The sequence below is a fragment of the Escherichia sp. WS1451 genome, from assembly GCF_046487365.1.
Taxonomy (GTDB): Bacteria; Pseudomonadota; Gammaproteobacteria; order Enterobacterales; family Enterobacteriaceae; genus Escherichia; species Escherichia coli.
Window position 1 is genome coordinate 1 of record NZ_JBJQJP010000040.1, and the last position, 15,701, is coordinate 15,701.

Here is a 15,701-nt window from a genome sequence, read left to right on the forward strand (position 1 = left end):
CGCACCACCCCGTCAGTAGCTGAACAGGAGGGACAGCTGATAGAAACAGAAGCCACTGGAGCACCTCAAAAACACCATCATACACTAAATCAGTAAGTTGGCAGCATCACCTTTATTCATTATAAAATGCCCCGTAATATTTATCTCACAATGATTATGATTAGTGGATACGCCCCTACATTTCCAGACAGCTGTTATCACTTAATCTATTACTGGCCCGCAGCCGTAGATATTCTAGCCACGGTGGTAACGAGTATCCGGAAGAGATTCCACTTACACTCTTTCAATCCTATTGCAAAAGCTGATTTACTCAACAGGATTAAAAGAGGGAGTTTGATACAATTTATTTCACTTTTTGTTAGAATACTAATTCTTTTCTTGTATTTTTTTGAGGAAATGAGCACGGAACACGACATAATCTGTAGTCAGTAAAGAGTCTATCCTCCCTGACTACAGATTATGTCGTGTATTATATGATATCAACTTGGCTGTCAGCGGCCATGTTGATATCAGCGTACCTTTGTTGTAAAGGAATACCGGTCAGAACAGCACAGAGTAGTTCAGACCAAAGGTTCGGCCCCTGCCTTTGTAGTCGTACAGTGACGCTGGGCCGTAACCCGGGCTGTAGTACAGTGGTGCACGCTGCCCCCAGACAGTGGTGTAGTCACGGTCGAAGAGGTTTTCAATGCTGAAGCTGAGTGTACCCACCGGAAGCTGATAACTGCCGAGCAGATCCACGGTGGTATAGCCATCGACCTTGTAGCCCTGCGCGTCGCTCACGTCAAAGGAGGTGGTGCTCTGCACGCGCAGACTCCACGGGTCCGGTGCCCAGCCAATGTAGGCTGTCGCTTTTGATGGGCTTGCTGTCTTCACATCGTATTTCTGCCAGGTACCGTTCACTTTCGACTCAGTTTTCAGCACGTTGAAGTTCACTCCGGTACTCCAGTCAGTATCAGGAATCAGGTAGTCCACCGCACCTTCCACGCCGTAAATACGGCGTTTGTCGTCCACCACGCTGATGGTCAGATCTTTATTCGCCACCACGCTCTTATCAGAAATCGAATAGTAGGCCGCGATTTGGGTACGCAGATTATTGCCAGTAAAGCGCCAGCCCAGCTCATAAGAATCGACTTTCACGCCTTCCAGCTTGCTGTCGCTGACGTTCACACTCTTTGTTAGAGGAAGATGGCCGTTCACTGCAGCACCATAGATGCCGCGACCATAGTATTTACCCGGGTCCGGCAGCTCCACGCCCTGGGAGAAGTTGAGCCATGCCTGCTGGCGTTCGGTGATGTGCATCAGCAGACCGGCGTTGAACAGGAAGTTGTCGTAATCGACTGAGCCGCCAGGAATGGCGTCGGCGGATGTAGCCTTCCCGGCGGCAATCTGCCGTTGCTGCGCGTAGCCGATGAAATCATCAATCTTGTTTTCAGTGTACTGATAGCGTACGCCACCGTTGAGGGTAAAGAGATTATTGATGTCATAGCCTGATTGCAGGAAGACCGCCAGGTTGGTGATGTCATACGACGGATAGCGCCCGGTGGTGTAAATCTTCTTGTTGTTCAGCCCTCCGGAAGCGCTTGCCTGAGCCAGGTCGAAGAACATCTGGTTGGAGGTAAAGCGCTCATGATCAGCATCCAGCCCCCAGGTGATTTGCCAGCCGTCCATCGGTTTGCTGTTCAGAGTCAGTTTCATGCCGTACTGGTCGGTGTCCTGCTGTGACGAAGAGAAAGCCGTCACCTGTTTGTTCGCATTTACCGTCGGGAACGGGTAGAATCGCAACGACTCATCGCGGTAGTAAACCTGACCGACCAGCTCCTGTCCCAGAAAAGCGCTGTCAGAGTACTGCAGGCTGATCAAATGCCGCTCAGTGCCGGGAATACGGTCGGAATTCAGCCCGTTACTGACGAATGGCGTGCTGGTCCCTCTGATGGCAGAGAAGCCTTTCCCGAGATTAAGCCCGTAATCGTCGTCGCCCTGGCTTTTATAGTACTGTGTGATCAACTGAAGCTGCCGGGATTCATCGATGTTCAGCGTACCAGTTCCCATGATGTCCAGCCGATCGGAGTACTGCAGGCCGGTCTGGGTGTTATCAAGCAAGGTGGCATCGCCGTTACCGTCAAACCAGCCGCCAAATTTCTGATATGCCACGGAAAGACGTCCGGAGATATGCTCATTTCCGCCGGAGACAGCTCCGGCAATGCGTTCATCGTGATCTTTACTGCTGCTAAAGCCACTTTTGGTGCCAGCCTCAAACTCCATCATGGTTTCCGGCTGGCCTTTTTTGGTCACGATGTTGATCAGGCCACCGGTACTGCCGCCGCCGTACAGGGACGTCGCACCGGAGATCACTTCAATATGGTCGATATTAAAAGGATCTATAGAGTCCAGTTGTCGGCTGTCGGTACGTGAAGAGTTGAGACGCACGCCGTCAACCAGCACGACCAGCGGGCGGCCACGCACATTCATACCGTAGTTGGTGCGGCTCCGGCTGCTGACGTCAAGGCCAGGGATCAGCTGAGCCAGTGCGTCTTTAAGCTCTTTGCCGCCCTGAATCTGCTGTTCCAGTTCGGCGTTTTCGATAACCCAGGTGGTTTGCGCCATCTCCGCTACGGTGCGATTGCTGCGGTTGGCAGACACCACGAACGTTTCATCATCGGTTTGTTGAGCGACTGCTGGCGCCATCATGGTAAGAAGCAGTGGGTTGAGAGCCCAAAGCGTATACTTTTTGCTTATCATCATTATTCCTCCATACGGGCGGAAAAAATCAGCCCAAAGATGCTGTGTAGCGAGTTAAAGAAGCAGCCTCCGGCTGCGTTTTCCCTAGGTGCCGCTGCGCCACTGAATCAGGGCGGGCGGCATACTGAGATCGAATAAATCACGTCCCATTACGCGATTAAGAATACGTGCAGATCTCCATGCCATCAGGCTGAGCTGGGGTTCGGCGATGCCATGGGTTTGCATACTGGCGTTGACCACGAAGATGTTGTTCTCTTTCGGGCCACTCCATTCCAGAGTGAAGTCATCACGCACTTTAAAGGTGTTCTTATCGTGCATGGTGATCAGGGGCATCAGTGAGGGAAGTATTTGTGGCAACGCAGAACGGTAACCTGTGGCGAAAATCACCACATCACTTTCCAGGCTCTCCCTGCCCTGATCCAGATGATGCTCCATCAGCAACTTCCAGCCAGGACCACTACTTTCCAGAGTTGTTACCGAGCGGCTGGGTAGCAGACGGATATTTCTTGGTTTTCTCAGAACTTCAAAACGGTGGTACAACTCACGATAAATGGTCAGTAAAGAATCGGCAGTGATGCCATCCGATGTCATTTTCTGCTCATCCAGTAACTGATGGCGAATATCTTCCTCCAGTCCGGAGAAGCCTGAAATATATTCAGGTGTAAAATACTCATCAGCAAAAGCAGCCTCATCCAGTGCGTTAAAATTATTACGCCGGGAGACCCAGTTTATTTCCGCCGCTTCTCCCCATTCCCCGCGTAATGCATTAAGGAACAGGTCTGCACCACTCTGTCCTCCACCAACCACGGTTATCCGTTTTCCACTAAGGTCCGGCCGACGAAGATTCATTTCACTGGCATGGAAACAGGATTGTGTCATATGCTTCACACAGGGTGGTAAATAAGGTTGTTTTCCTGTACCAAGGCAGATATTGCGGGCAAAATATTCTCCCTGGCTGGTTTGCACCAGAAACAATCGACGTTTTTTATCGAAATCAATGTTTTCAACGGTATGACTGAAATACAGGTTATTCATATCTTCAGCAGCCCAGCGGAGGTAGTCAGAAAACTCTTCACGGGATACTGTACGTAGTCTGCTTGTAAGGAAGCGATAGAACTTTTTGTGCTTCACCAGATAGTTAACAAAACTGTAGGGATTTGTAGGTGCAACAGCACTGACCAGATCTTTCAGAAAGACGGTCTGCATATGACAATCCGGTACCAGCATACCCGGATGCCAGGAAAAATGAGGATGTTCATCAAAGAAGAGACAGTCCAGTTCTTCGATCTGATGTGACAACGCAGCAATGCTGAGATTAAATGGCCCTGTCCCTACACCAATAAAATCGACACTTTTTTTCATGATTCATATTCCTGAGTTACCAGCCACAGCGGATTTTGCAGATCCTCAAGGTAATTCGGCAGCATGCGGCTGCCGCCATCCAGATCAGGCCAGGTCAGTTTTACCGGGTTCAGCACCACGCGAATGATTTGTGGCCTGAAAAGTGAGAAAAGCGCAAAACGCTCTGACATTTGTGGATGTTTTTTCATGTAATCACTCAACACTGCTGCCAGCAGTTGATAAAATCGCCTTTCAGGTACGCCAAGACGAACCATCAGTGGCGAAATAAAACGCAGTACTGTCACGAAGTGACCCGTCTGCAAATCATGGATTAAGTAGTCCGCACTCAGGCGGGATGTAACATCACGAACCTCCTGAGGCAAAGAGTCCATTTCGGGGAACTCTTCTTTCACCAGTCGCATATCGCCCTGGAAGTCTTTCAGCAGAACACGCTGTGGAACCCCCTCTTTCATGGCGAGAGTTATATTTTGTCCATGTGCAATAAGCGCGACACCGTAGCGGCAAAGCAGGTGATACAGAGGAACCACGACCACCCGGAACAGTTGCGTAAGCCAGGTTTCAGCGTCCAGCCCGGAGCGGTCTATATATGCGCCTGCCAGCGGCTGATTGTTTTCGTCGCACTCCATCAGTGTTGCCATCAGAACCGGACTTTCATCCGGTTTCAGCCAGCGGCACGGATTCTCCCGCCAGATAACACCAAGCATTTCCTGGTAGCGATAGGGAGCCCGGGCAAGCGCGGCATAGCCTTCATGGGAGACATAGCCTGCAGCCGGTTCACCAAGTATCACTGCGCCGCTTTGCACTAGGGTGGCGTCGGTCGCAAAAACCTGTTGTAGCCAGCGTGAAGCCAGTGGTCCGGCAGCGATGTATCTGCCAGGGATCCCCCGGTAGCATGAGGTGTTGTAGATGGTCAGCGGCAGCTTGATATCCAGCCCGCCCCGGCGACTGGCGTTGGTCAGGGTACGCAGCGACTGCTGGGCGAGCCACTGGTCGCCAAACTCGCCGAGAGACACCATCCTGCCTTCGGCAAAATCAGCGATGAAGTCGGTAGCGATTTTTTGCTGCCACTGCCACGGATGTACCGGCAGCGGCAGCCAGTTATGATCCAGTCCGTTTTCCTGCCAGACCTGACTGAAGCGGGCAAACTCCTGCGGATCCATTGCGGCCGTCAACAACTGATGAATATCCATCTCGTTATCACAGCGCCAGATCATATGTTCACGTTTTACCGCCAGCCAGTGCAGTCTGAAGGTGTTGGCATACTCTGGCGCATATCGTTCCAGCGCCTCTTTACCCCAGCCACGGCGACCTTTATTAAAAACGAATTTAGGATGACCGCTCAGCAGGCATTGCAGGCGGTCGGCATTAAGATTAATCAGGTCACTGGCGCTCAGCCCGCGACGGGCTTTCAGTAGTTGCAGGTCGCCCAGCAGCGTGGCATACAAATCCTGCATATGCTCAGCAACGGTTGCATCGCTCATTGACAGTACCTGCTTTAGCTGCATCAGCAGCGTCTGAGCCAGTACTGGCTCGTCCGCGCAGCGCAGAGTTTGAGCATCAATCCAGAGCCAGCCCCAGATACCACGTTCAGCGATGAAGCGCCATTGTGCTCCCGGCAGGTTAATGCAGTAGCGGTCATCGCCCTGAGATTCCGCGTGGAAAACCTGCTCATACTCCAGCTCAGACAACATTTTTGCCACCAGGCGGCGGTTGACCAAATCCCAGTCTTTGTGATTCATTACAGACCGACCTCCGTGAAGAAGTGATGACGATCCGCCATCACCATGCGCGAGCGTTTATGTGGGAAGTCGAACTCTTTAATTGTCCGGTATCCCGCAGGCTCAAGATGGCGGAACAGGCGCTGGTTATCGGTGCGTGGCTCCAGTACTGTGCGCTGCGTACGTGGCTCATTCAGCAGCAGGTAATGTGTCACCCCGCGCAGCCAGCTTTGCACATAGTGGGCTCCGCGCCATTGCTGTTCACCAACCAGCAGATGCAGGCCACGGTCAAAGGGCTGCCACGAATAGTGGCGACCAATGCGGTCTTCCGCCGCCCAGTAGATTTCGAAATAACTGAACGGCCGATCGTCGAAACAACCAATCAGCGGGAATGCATGTTTACTGGTGAGCTGGCGTTCCAGATAGGCGATCTGTACCTCCAGTGAGCCACTTTGCTCCCAGAAATACTCAACGCGCGGATCGTTCATCCAGCGAGTGAAACGTTCTGCATCAGAAACGGGATCGGCAATGCGGAAACTCAGCATCCTGCGAATGCGTGGATCGTAACGACGATAAACTTCACCCTGCGGACGGGGGGGGCGCTGCGGGAAATAAATCTCACGCTCTGCATCAAAAACCATTTTACCGGAGGCCCGGTTTGCCGGAGAACTCAGCCATAACGGTAACTGCCAGAAAGCGGAACGATGGATAATGTCGCTTTGTACCTGTCCGAAAAGCGTCAGCGCCTGTGGCTCCTCACACCATTCGGACCAGGGAAGAACCACTGCTGAAAGTTGTGGTGCGGCGATAAATATCTGATCCAGCGCGTCGCACAGCCACCCTGTTGGCAGCTCCCCGGGCCAGTGCAACACCGCGCTATTGTCCAGCCCCCAGCCAAGATTCAGAGGCTTGTCGAGTTTTTCACAGCGCAGTCCATATCCGCTGTGAACAATGTTTGCCCCAGACATTCAGACCTCCTGAGCCTGCAGCGGGTTAGCGAAATCAAAATAGATCACCGAAGGGTCAACGATGGTGTTCTCGTTATGATCGTTCAGATAACAGAAAAAGTTACCTTTTACGTTCCAGTACGGACTTTCCAGAACATAGTTGAGACAGGTTTTATGAGTCACCTGGTCACGCACTTCAGCCAGCAATGTTCGTACACGAGCCATCAGATTCGCTTCGCTGTCCAGCCCGGCAGCACCCAGCGCAGCAGTTACGGCAAAAGTGGAGTTAACCAGCAGGTAATAAGGGAAATAGCGCAGCAACTGCTCACGGGTGAAAATATTTTCCGCCTGCGCCTCGTCAATGGTATCGAGCCACTCTGTCGCGTGAGGCATAAACGCGCTGCCCTGGCAGTCACGGTAAATAAATCCGACCGGCAGATCCCCAAGCATCTGCACAAGAATATTTTGCTGATGCGCCAGCAGCACCAGGCCGTAATCCGCTTCAGCCGTAAACAGAGGCTTCAGCACCTGCTGACAGTAAGCATCGACCCATGCGTGGGCGGCCTGTTGCACAGTGATACCGAGGCGATCGCTCAGGCGTTTTACCGCCGAAACCAGCAGCGAATCACCGCCATCCGGTGCGGCCTGAGTCAGGGAAACCAGAACGTTGGTCTGGCTTTGCGGCTGCTCCAGCAGCAGGTTTTCACGCAGGGAAAACAAACTTTCCTGCATGATGTTGCCGTTAAGATCGCGCAGCCCGGCCCAGCCGTCCTCCTGCATTACCCGGAAAGTAGGGAAGCGGGCCTGTAGCATCTGCCAGCCGTCGGTTTGCGCCAGACGTGCCAGGCGCATTCCTCGCTCCACCTCTTTCACAGACAGAGTACGGACGGAGTTGGTCAGCCGAACGCTCAGGGAGAACTTGATCATATCGCGGCTGGTAGCACAGTAGAGGGAGCGGGAAGAGGTGGTCGGCAGCCACGACGTGCCGGCCTCGCCTAAGTCTCTGATAAGTCCTTTAGCAAAAAGTGCCTGGCACCACACTTGCTGCAAAAGATATTCTCCCTGCCACGGGTGCAGCGGGAACAGCCATTGATTGTCACTTAATTCGTTGAGTAACTGGGGCGCATTTTCTGCGGCAAATCGCGTCAACCGCTGTTGAAGGTTAAGATGCAGACTTTCACCAGCGATTTGCGTTTTATCCACCGAAAACCACCGCAGCGGGAAGTGAGGTGCCATGTCAGGCAGGTATCGTTCAGCTTCCTGGCGGTTAAACGGTTCATGAGACTTAGGTGCAGGGTGGAAAGCGTGTCCTGTCAGCAGTGCCTGCTCAGCCTCGCCAAAATTCAACGCTTTTTCACGCAGGATGGCCCAGTCATGGCGGGCATCAATTGTCTGTTGCGTATGGGCGTAGCTTTCCAGCACGCGTTGGTGGAAAGTTTCGCAGAGGGGAACTGGCAGAAAAAGTTGATGCCGGAGCTTATCAATAATAAGCCGGGAGAGAGTGGTAAAGTCGACAGGATAACTGCCTGATGCCGTGACCAGATGAGCAGGAAATGCAAAGCGGTGATGCTGGGTTGGGGAGAAATAAGCCACTCTGAAATGGAGCGACTTCTGTTCGTCCAGCGGGATAATCAATTCGTCTGGCGGGTATTCCGCCAGTTGCCAGTCTTTGGTTTCACGAATCAAGGCATTCAGGAAGCACTGCGCAGCCACATCTGTGGCGGATTTTTCAGAGGGCAGGATCATAATCAAACAGCTCCTACACAGTAAAATAATAACAATTATGTCAATAATGATTCTCATTATCAATGAGAAATGTTATTGTCAGAAAAATTAATTTTACAAATAAACACAATTAATACATGGTGTTGAAACATTACAATGTCATCTAAGATCGAAGATACGCCCCAAAAAACCCTGTCCTGCTGGCCACTGGCGTTCAGTGCCGGTCTTCTCGGTATCGGACAGAACGGTCTGCTGGTTGTACTCCCTGTTCTGGTCATACAGACAAATCTGAGTCTGTCTGTATGGGCTGCCCTGCTGATGCTGGGCTCAATGCTGTTTCTGCCATCTTCCCCATGGTGGGGAAAGCAAATTTCCCTTACTGGCAGTAAGACTGTGGTGCTGTGGGCTCTGGGAGGATATGGCGTAAGCTTTACCCTGCTTGGGCTGGGAAGTGTGCTGATGGCTACCGGTGCCGTAACAACAGCGGTGGGGTTGGGAATATTAATCATCGCCCGGATCGTCTACGGTCTGACCGTGTCAGCAATGGTGCCAGCCTGTCAGGTCTGGGCATTGCAGAGAGCGGGAGAAGGGAATCGCATGGCCGCTCTGGCAACCATCAGCTCCGGCCTGAGCTGCGGCAGGCTATTCGGGCCGCTGTGCGCGGCGGCAATGTTGGTCATTCACCCTCTGGCGCCAGTGTGGATGCTGATGGCAGCTCCGGTGTGGGCTGTGGTGATGCTTCTGCGGTTGCCCGGCACACCACCACAGCCCACACCGGAGCGCAAGAGCGTCAGCCTGAAGCGGGATTGCCTGCCTTATCTGCTTTGCGCAATGTTACTGGCTGCGGCAATGAGCATGATGCAGCTTGGACTTTCGCCAGCCCTTACTCGCCAGTTCGATACTGATACCACCACTATTAGCCAACAGGTGGCGTGGTTGTTGGGGCTGTCCGCAATAGCTGCGCTTATCGCGCAGTTCGTGGTACTCCGTCCACAGCGCCTGACTCCAGTGGCTCTGCTCCTGAGTGCCGGGGTGTTGATGAGTAGTGGTCTGGCTATCATGCTCACTGAACAGCTATGGTTGTTTTACCTGGGCTGTGCAGTGCTGTCATTTGGGGCCGCTCTGGCAACACCCGCTTATCAACTTTTACTGAATGATAAGCTGGCCGACGGCGCAGGCGCGGGCTGGCTTACGGCCAGTCACACACTTGGCTATGGGCTGTGCGCATTGTTGGTGCCACTGGCGTCGAAAACAGGTGTCTCAATCGCGCTGATTGTGACGGCATTATTTGCCGCTGTATTATTTACCATAGTGTCTGCATGTATTTGGCATTACCGTACAATCAAGTAAGGCTATGATGTTGTACTCACAGCCGGCATAACGTCCTGTGCAATTTCGCTGTCGAAACCGCCTGTGCTGACCGCCCAGTGCACTCACCTGAAGCACATCGCAGCATGCCACCAGGATGCCAGATCGTCTTCTGAAATGGGTGGATACATTGGCAACGTTAACCGCAACAATTTTTCAGAGAGAATTTTGGGGGGTGAGGGCCAGTGATGTAAAAAATACGCCAAGAGGTTAATTCATTGTTTATACTGATATGTCAGGTAATGCGTTTGCAGTCATTACAGTCGTCATGGAGACTGTAATGACTGCAAACGCATACCATGGAGCGAAATTCTATCCTAAGCGTCACATTAGTTGATAAACCTGTAACGTTAATGAATTCTCATGCGAAAAGTATGGTTATGATAAAAAAGCCTAAAGCTGTCATGATGAGGGAGCCAATGACGTGAACAAGTACAGACGTCAAAGCCCATATATAATTTCCCGCCTGGAGTAATGCGAATACTTCAACAGAAAATGTAGAGAAAGTACTCAGACCTCCACAAAGTCCCGTTGTTATCATTAATTTCCAAAAAGGATCAAGGTGTGGTTGTCGTAAAAAGTACGCCAACGCAGTACCAATAATTAACCCGGCAAGGAGGTTTACCACCAGTGTACCTGGAGGTAGATTTGGAAAAAGACTGTTAAAGCGTGTGGACAGTAACCAGCGCAGAGTACATCCAACAGAACCGCCGATAATGACGGCAAAAAGTGATTTAATCATGTACCCCTCATAAAATAATTTTTTATCGTAACAATATCAGAATATGTTCTCATTTGACTGATATTGTTAATTTATATCCTTTGACTACATGCAAGATAAGGGAAGGTTCTATTTATTGACATTAATACCCTCGACAATTGCTGAGCAGAAGCCCCCACGACAAGTGACAGAATGACAACATCTACAGTGGGGAGCGTTTTATCGATGAACAAGCAACCAAGAAGTAACACGGCATAGGTGACGACAATGCCAGTAAGCATAGAAATAACAAAAACGTGAGCTTTCATCATTCCTCCAGAATAACCCCGACGCGTAAGCCTGGGGGATTGGCACAATAATGTCATTTAAAGGCAGACTTTCCAGCAAATTGCGCCGATGAACCCAGTTCATCCTCAATTCTCATAAGCTGGTTATATTTTTCAATACGCTCACCCCGGCATGGAGCTCCCGTTTTGAGATGACCTGCGCGCATTGCAACTGTCATATCGGCGATAAAGCTGTCCACTGTCTCACCACTGCGGTGTGAGATAAAGGTGCCCCAGTTGTTGTCATGGCAAAGTTGTACCGCATCAAAGGTTTCACTCAGGGAACCAATCTGGTTGAGTTTAATCAATGCTGAATTGGCAAGGTTTTCGTCAATGCCGCGCTGAATATACTTTACGTTGGTCACAAACAGATCGTCGCCAACCAATTCTATCTGCTCTCCCAATGCACCATGCAGGATTTTCCATCCAGCCCAGTCATCTTCAGCTACCGTTAAGGGCAGGAAGATCAACTAGGTGCTCTGGGGCTGGTGACCAATGCGGTTGTGCTGTGAAACACACTTTACATGCAGGAGGCGTTGTCACATCTTCGCAAATCGGGAGAAACTCCTGAGGAGTAGCATCCGGCAAGATTATCGCTGCTGATACATAGCCATATAAATATGCTGGGGCATTATACGTCTTCGTTACCGGAAGATATTCTTAAGGGTGAGTTAAGATCATTAAACTTCAATACAAACAATTAATTAAACTCTTAGCGTGGTTTTTTACATCACTGGCCCTCGCCCCCCAATTTTCTCTATGTTTTGCCACTACTTCCCTCATTTTACTGCGCTGTTTGCTACCCCTGAGAATCGACATTACTTGCTATCCAGTCCGCAGCAACTCTCTGGCAACAAAACTTATCAGAATCATAAGTCTGTGCATTATTCGTTCAAGCGCATCGCCAATAAGCGGATGTTGCTGGCCGAGTGTTCTGCTAATCGGATGATAACAAATCCCGTGGTTCGGCATTTTCCTTTGTGCGTGCGTTGATGCTGGTAACGGTAAACGTCATGATGAACATGACCGCGAATAAGACAACAATTGTCGGAGCTGGCGCGCTGTCGATAAAAAAGGACAGCCAGACACCAGTCATTGAGACCAATATCGATATGCCAGTCGCCAGCAGGAGCGCAATATGAAAGCGTTGTGTCAGGAGTACCGCAATGGCACCAGGCGCAATGAGAAGAGAAATAGAGAGAATGATACCTACCGCTTTCAGCGTCGCCACAATGGTCAGGGAGACCATGCACAGCAGCCCATAATGCAGCCATCTCGTATGCAAACCGCTTGCCTGCGCCTGTTGATAATCAAAGCTGAACAGCAAAAAATCCCGCCATTTTACGCTAATAACAAGTGTAACCAGTCCGGCAATAATCACCGTCTGGATTATATCGCCGATGGTTATCCCGAGCATGTCGCCGAAAAGAATATGATCAAGATGTACGTCTGGTTTGACTGCAATATACAAGATCAGACCTGCGGCAAACATGCCAGAAAAAACAATCCCCATCACTGTATCTTGCTTGATTCGGCTGTTGTCTTTCAGGTATCCCGTCGCCACCGCACAGAATACTCCGGCGACGAATGCCCCTGTAGCCAGAGGTAACCCCAGAATCCAGGCAAGCACGATGCCAGGAAAAACCGCATGACTCATCGCGTCACCCATCAGTGCCCAACTTTTCAGGACCAGAAAGACCGACAGCAGCGCACAGGGTATGGAAACTACCAGTGAAATCAGCAGTGCGTGACTCATAAAGGTGAACTGCAGTGGCTCCAGTAATAATGCCATCATGAGCGATCCTCCAGCGCTTTATGCGCACGCCGACGATTTGCCAAAAGCCCATGGGTGGGCGCAAAGACAAATGCTAAAAGAAACAGCAGTGTCTGCGCCACCACGATGATTCCACCTGTCGCGCCGTCCAGAAAGTAACTGACCCACGCGCCGAGGAAACTGGTCACACTGCCAATAGTTACAGCAATCATGAGCAGGCGGGGAAAACGATCGGTTAACAACCATGCTGTTGCACCGGGAGTCACCACCAGACAGATCACCAGAAAGGCACCAACCGTTTGCAGCGCCGCAACGGTCGAAACCGACAGCAGGGTGAAGAAGAGGATTTTTAATCTGCCCGGATGCAATCCAATAGCACGGGCGTGATTCTCGTCGAAAAAGGTCACCATAAGATCTTTCCATTTGAAAAAAAGCACGATGATCGAGAGAATGCCAATGATAGTGAGTTGCAGGATATCCGCCGGATCGATTGCCAGAATATTGCCCAGGACGATGGTCTGAATGTTCACGGATGTCGGGTTCAATGACACCATAAACAGCCCCAGGCCAAAAAAGGACGAGAAGATCAGGCCGATGATGGCATCTTCTTTTAAGCGAGTGAGTTGGTTAAGAAACAGCATGCTGCCCGCTGCCAGTCCGCCGGAAAAGAAGGCTCCCAGAGAAAACGGAAGCCCCAGCATATATGCCCCCGCAACACCCGGGACAATAGAGTGCGACAGCGCATCGCCAATCAGCGACCAGCCTTTTAGCATCAGATAGCATGACAGGAAAGCGCAGAGACCGCCGACCATCGCCGAGACCCACATCGCATTGAGCATATATTCATAGCTGAAGGGTTCCAGTAGCACGTTCATCTTTCTTCCCTCTGCACCGCTGACGGTCGATGTGCCACAAAAGGGCGTTCATCGTCAGTAATAATGCTTTCTTCCGAGCCGTTAAGTGTGACATGGCGCAGTACGCCGCTAAAAGCCAGCTCCAGGTTCTCGGCTGTAAAAGTGGTGTCTGTCGGCCCGCTTGCCAGGACGGTGCCTTTGACCATGACCGTATAATCGCAAAATGTCGTGACGGATCCGAGATTGTGCGTTGAGACAAGCATCGTTTTGCCTTCCGCGCGTAACTCCCTCAACAGGCTGATGATTTTCGCTTCGGTTTTCACATCAACGCCGGTAAAAGGTTCATCCAGCAGGATCACATCACCCTGCTGTGCAATCGCTCTCGCCAGAAAGACGCGTTTCTTTTGTCCACCGGAAAGCTCGCCGATTTGTCGATGGCGAAAATCCACCATATCGACACGTTCCAGCGCATCGGTGACAATCTGACGATCCCTCTTTTTGGCGATACGCAACATACCCATATGCCCATAGCGGCCCATCATCACCACATCTTCCACCAGTACAGGAAATGACCAGTCAACCTCTTCTGACTGAGGGACGTAGGCAACCAGGTTTTTCTGTAGCGCCTGTCGTGTGGGAATACCCAGAACAGATATCTTCCCGCTGGTCAGACGCACAAATCCCATAATCGCTTTAAACAACGTCGATTTTCCGGAACCGTTTACCCCAACCAGAGCGGCAATAGATCCGCCTGGTACTGTGAAGGATGCATCGCGCAGTGCTGTGTGCCCGTTACGCCAGGTGACAGTAACATCATTAACGACAATGCCTGCAGATTGCATCATTATTTCTCCCTTTTTCCGGCTTTAATTCCCTGTACCAGCGTACTGGTAGTAACCTTCAGAAGGTCGATATACGTAGGTACCGGGCCGTTTTCTGTGCTCAGGGAATCGACATAGAGCACACCACCGTAGTGCGCGCCGGTTTCACGCGCAACCTGACGCGCTGGTTTATCGGAAATCGTACTCTCGCTAAAGACTGCCGGGATATGATTTTTCTTAACTATATCAACAACCTTACGTACCTGCTGCGGTGTTCCTTGTTGATCGGCATTAATCGGCCACAGATAAAGCTCTTTTAGCCCCAAATCGCGTGCGAGATAAGAAAAAGCCCCTTCACTGGTGACCATCCATCGCTGATTCTCAGGGAGTTCCGCAATCTGCTTACGCAGGGGGGCAAGGGTTTGGGTAATCTTGGCTTTATAAGTATCGGCATTACGTTGGTAGGTTTGTGCATTTGCCGGATCGTATTTTATAAACGCATCACGAATATTATCGACGTAAATCAGAGCATTATCTGGCGACATCCAGGCATGGGGGTTAGGTTTGCCCTCATAGGGCCCTTCGGTGATCCCTACTGGCGTCACACCCGAAGAGACAATTACTTCTGGAACCCCATTGAGATGCTGGTAAAAGCGTTGGAACCACAATTCCAGATTCATACCATTGGCGAGAATCAGTTGTGCCCCCTGCGCACGTTTAATATCGCCAGGGGTAGGCTGATACTCATGAATTTCTGCACCAGGCTTGGTTATGGATGAGACTTCTGCAGCATCTCCAGCCACGTTTTTGGCCATATCTGCGATGATGGTAAAAGTTGTAATGACCTTGAATTTTTCAGCTGCACTCGCCTGAAATGCTATCGAGCAGGTGAGGACTAGGCACCCCAAGAGCATGGTTACTTTTTTTATTGAGAGCATGATTTAGTACCTATAGTGAGCAAAATTAGAATAAACATAGCAACTACTATGTTTTATAGCAGAAGCTATAAAATGTAAATAATTATCATTAGCGATTATAAGATCCCAACACAGGGATTAGGTTATTTCCTGCTGACGATGTGGTATTGAGGATAAAAGTTGGGCAGCGCTTTGGCTTTAAAATAAACTTGTTCAGGACGATTGGTAATGGCAAAGCAAAAATAATGTAGGTTATTGGCAAGTTCTCTAGGACGCAGGAGAGCATGAAAAACCCAGGGGCAGTCACTAAATGAAGGGATCGGTGATGCTGCCAACTTACTGATTTAGTGTATGATGGTGTTTTTGAGGTGCTCCAGTGGCTTCTGTTTCTATCAGCTGTCCCTCCTGTTCAGCTACTGACGGGGTGGT

General features: G+C 50.7%; 12 protein-coding genes and 3 pseudogenes. 3 read left to right on the forward strand and 12 right to left on the reverse strand.

Translation table 11 applies throughout. The annotated features are described in order from the left end of the window. The 6 genes and pseudogenes from ACJHX7_RS25460 to iucA form a co-directional block, all read right to left on the reverse strand. Positions 1-56 (reverse strand): IS1 family transposase (locus ACJHX7_RS25460; RefSeq protein ID WP_097491765.1); only part of this gene is annotated, 56 nt, incomplete at its 3' end. Positions 57-540: 484 nt separating this feature from the next. After that, positions 541-2,742, reverse strand: coding sequence for a ferric aerobactin receptor IutA (gene iutA / locus ACJHX7_RS25465; protein WP_000973520.1), 2,202 nt, complete (start codon positions 2,740-2,742; stop codon positions 541-543). 25 nt (positions 2,743-2,767) lie between these two features. Further along, positions 2,768-4,101: pseudogene (gene iucD, locus ACJHX7_RS25470) on the reverse strand (NADPH-dependent L-lysine N(6)-monooxygenase IucD). After that, positions 4,098-5,840: an NIS family aerobactin synthetase IucC gene (gene iucC, locus ACJHX7_RS25475; protein ID WP_001015721.1), complete on the reverse strand. Its 1,743-nt coding sequence runs from the start codon at positions 5,838-5,840 to the stop codon at positions 4,098-4,100. Before iucC ends, iucD begins: the two are co-directional and overlap by 4 nt. Further along, positions 5,840-6,787 carry a N(6)-hydroxylysine O-acetyltransferase IucB gene (iucB, locus tag ACJHX7_RS25480; protein WP_000011910.1) on the reverse strand — a complete coding sequence of 316 codons (948 nt, stop codon included), beginning with the start codon at positions 6,785-6,787 and terminating at the stop codon, positions 5,840-5,842. Before iucB ends, iucC begins: the two co-directional genes overlap by 1 nt. Continuing rightward, a complete protein-coding gene (gene iucA / locus ACJHX7_RS25485; RefSeq protein WP_000602863.1) occupies positions 6,788-8,512 on the reverse strand; it encodes an aerobactin synthase IucA in 1,725 nt (574 codons plus the stop codon). 135 nt (positions 8,513-8,647) lie between these two features. On the opposite strand from iucA, the gene ACJHX7_RS25490 reads away from it, so the two are divergent. Beyond that, on the forward strand, positions 8,648-9,841 hold the full coding sequence (locus tag ACJHX7_RS25490) for an MFS transporter (protein ID WP_000095527.1): 1,194 nt from the start codon (positions 8,648-8,650) through the stop codon (positions 9,839-9,841). A 379-nt stretch (positions 9,842-10,220) separates the two neighbouring features. On the opposite strand, the gene crcB is transcribed toward ACJHX7_RS25490, so the two are convergent. After that, positions 10,221-10,601 carry a fluoride efflux transporter CrcB gene (gene crcB / locus ACJHX7_RS25495; RefSeq protein ID WP_001318207.1) on the reverse strand — a complete coding sequence of 127 codons (381 nt, stop codon included), beginning with the start codon at positions 10,599-10,601 and terminating at the stop codon, positions 10,221-10,223. Between the two features lie 340 nt (positions 10,602-10,941). Then, positions 10,942-11,355 (reverse strand): annotated as a pseudogene (locus tag ACJHX7_RS25500) (phosphopyruvate hydratase); the annotation flags it as partial. A gap of 6 nt (positions 11,356-11,361) precedes the next feature. Here ACJHX7_RS25500 and ACJHX7_RS25505 point away from each other — a divergent pair. Next, positions 11,362-11,610: pseudogene (locus ACJHX7_RS25505) on the forward strand (Tn3 family transposase); the annotation flags it as partial. Positions 11,611-11,843: 233 nt separating this feature from the next. On the opposite strand, the gene sitD reads toward ACJHX7_RS25505, so the two are convergent. Genes sitD through sitA form a run of 4 tightly spaced genes read right to left on the reverse strand, consistent with a single transcriptional unit; the run spans position 11,844 to position 15,293 of the window. Then, entirely contained in the window at positions 11,844-12,701 is an 858-nt protein-coding gene (gene sitD, locus ACJHX7_RS25510; protein WP_000968139.1) for an iron/manganese ABC transporter permease subunit SitD, read from the reverse strand. Further along, complete coding sequence (sitC, locus tag ACJHX7_RS25515) at positions 12,698-13,555, reverse strand: iron/manganese ABC transporter permease subunit SitC (RefSeq protein WP_001101723.1); 858 nt, start codon at positions 13,553-13,555, stop codon at positions 12,698-12,700. The genes sitD and sitC overlap by 4 nt, the downstream gene beginning before the upstream one ends. After that, entirely contained in the window at positions 13,552-14,379 is an 828-nt protein-coding gene (gene sitB / locus ACJHX7_RS25520) for an iron/manganese ABC transporter ATP-binding protein SitB (RefSeq protein WP_000983710.1), read from the reverse strand. The genes sitC and sitB overlap by 4 nt, the downstream gene beginning before the upstream one ends. Beyond that, a complete protein-coding gene (gene sitA, locus ACJHX7_RS25525) occupies positions 14,379-15,293 on the reverse strand; it encodes an iron/manganese ABC transporter substrate-binding protein SitA (RefSeq protein ID WP_000949004.1) in 915 nt (304 codons plus the stop codon). Before sitA ends, sitB begins: the two co-directional genes overlap by 1 nt. A 355-nt stretch (positions 15,294-15,648) precedes the next feature. On the opposite strand from sitA, the gene ACJHX7_RS25530 reads away from it, so the two are divergent. Continuing rightward, on the forward strand, positions 15,649-15,701 hold a 53-nt coding region (locus tag ACJHX7_RS25530; protein WP_129692851.1), incomplete at its 3' end, for an IS1 family transposase.

What these genes read in the sequence shown, in the direction of transcription:
- iucC (WP_001015721.1), bottom strand. Translation starts at nt 5,840, where the DNA reads ATGAATCACAAAGACTGGGATTTGGTCAACCGCCGCCTGGTGGCAAAA.
- iucB (WP_000011910.1), bottom strand. Translation starts at nt 6,787, where the DNA reads ATGTCTGGGGCAAACATTGTTCACAGCGGATATGGACTGCGCTGTGAA.
- sitC (WP_001101723.1), bottom strand. Translation starts at nt 13,555, where the DNA reads ATGAACGTGCTACTGGAACCCTTCAGCTATGAATATATGCTCAATGCG.
- iutA (WP_000973520.1), bottom strand. Translation starts at nt 2,742, where the DNA reads ATGATGATAAGCAAAAAGTATACGCTTTGGGCTCTCAACCCACTGCTT.
- crcB (WP_001318207.1), bottom strand. Translation starts at nt 10,601, where the DNA reads ATGATTAAATCACTTTTTGCCGTCATTATCGGCGGTTCTGTTGGATGT.
- sitD (WP_000968139.1), bottom strand. Translation starts at nt 12,701, where the DNA reads ATGATGGCATTATTACTGGAGCCACTGCAGTTCACCTTTATGAGTCAC.
- iucA (WP_000602863.1), bottom strand. Translation starts at nt 8,512, where the DNA reads ATGATCCTGCCCTCTGAAAAATCCGCCACAGATGTGGCTGCGCAGTGC.
- ACJHX7_RS25490 (WP_000095527.1), top strand. Translation starts at nt 8,648, where the DNA reads ATGTCATCTAAGATCGAAGATACGCCCCAAAAAACCCTGTCCTGCTGG.
- sitB (WP_000983710.1), bottom strand. Translation starts at nt 14,379, where the DNA reads ATGATGCAATCTGCAGGCATTGTCGTTAATGATGTTACTGTCACCTGG.
- sitA (WP_000949004.1), bottom strand. Translation starts at nt 15,293, where the DNA reads ATGCTCTCAATAAAAAAAGTAACCATGCTCTTGGGGTGCCTAGTCCTC.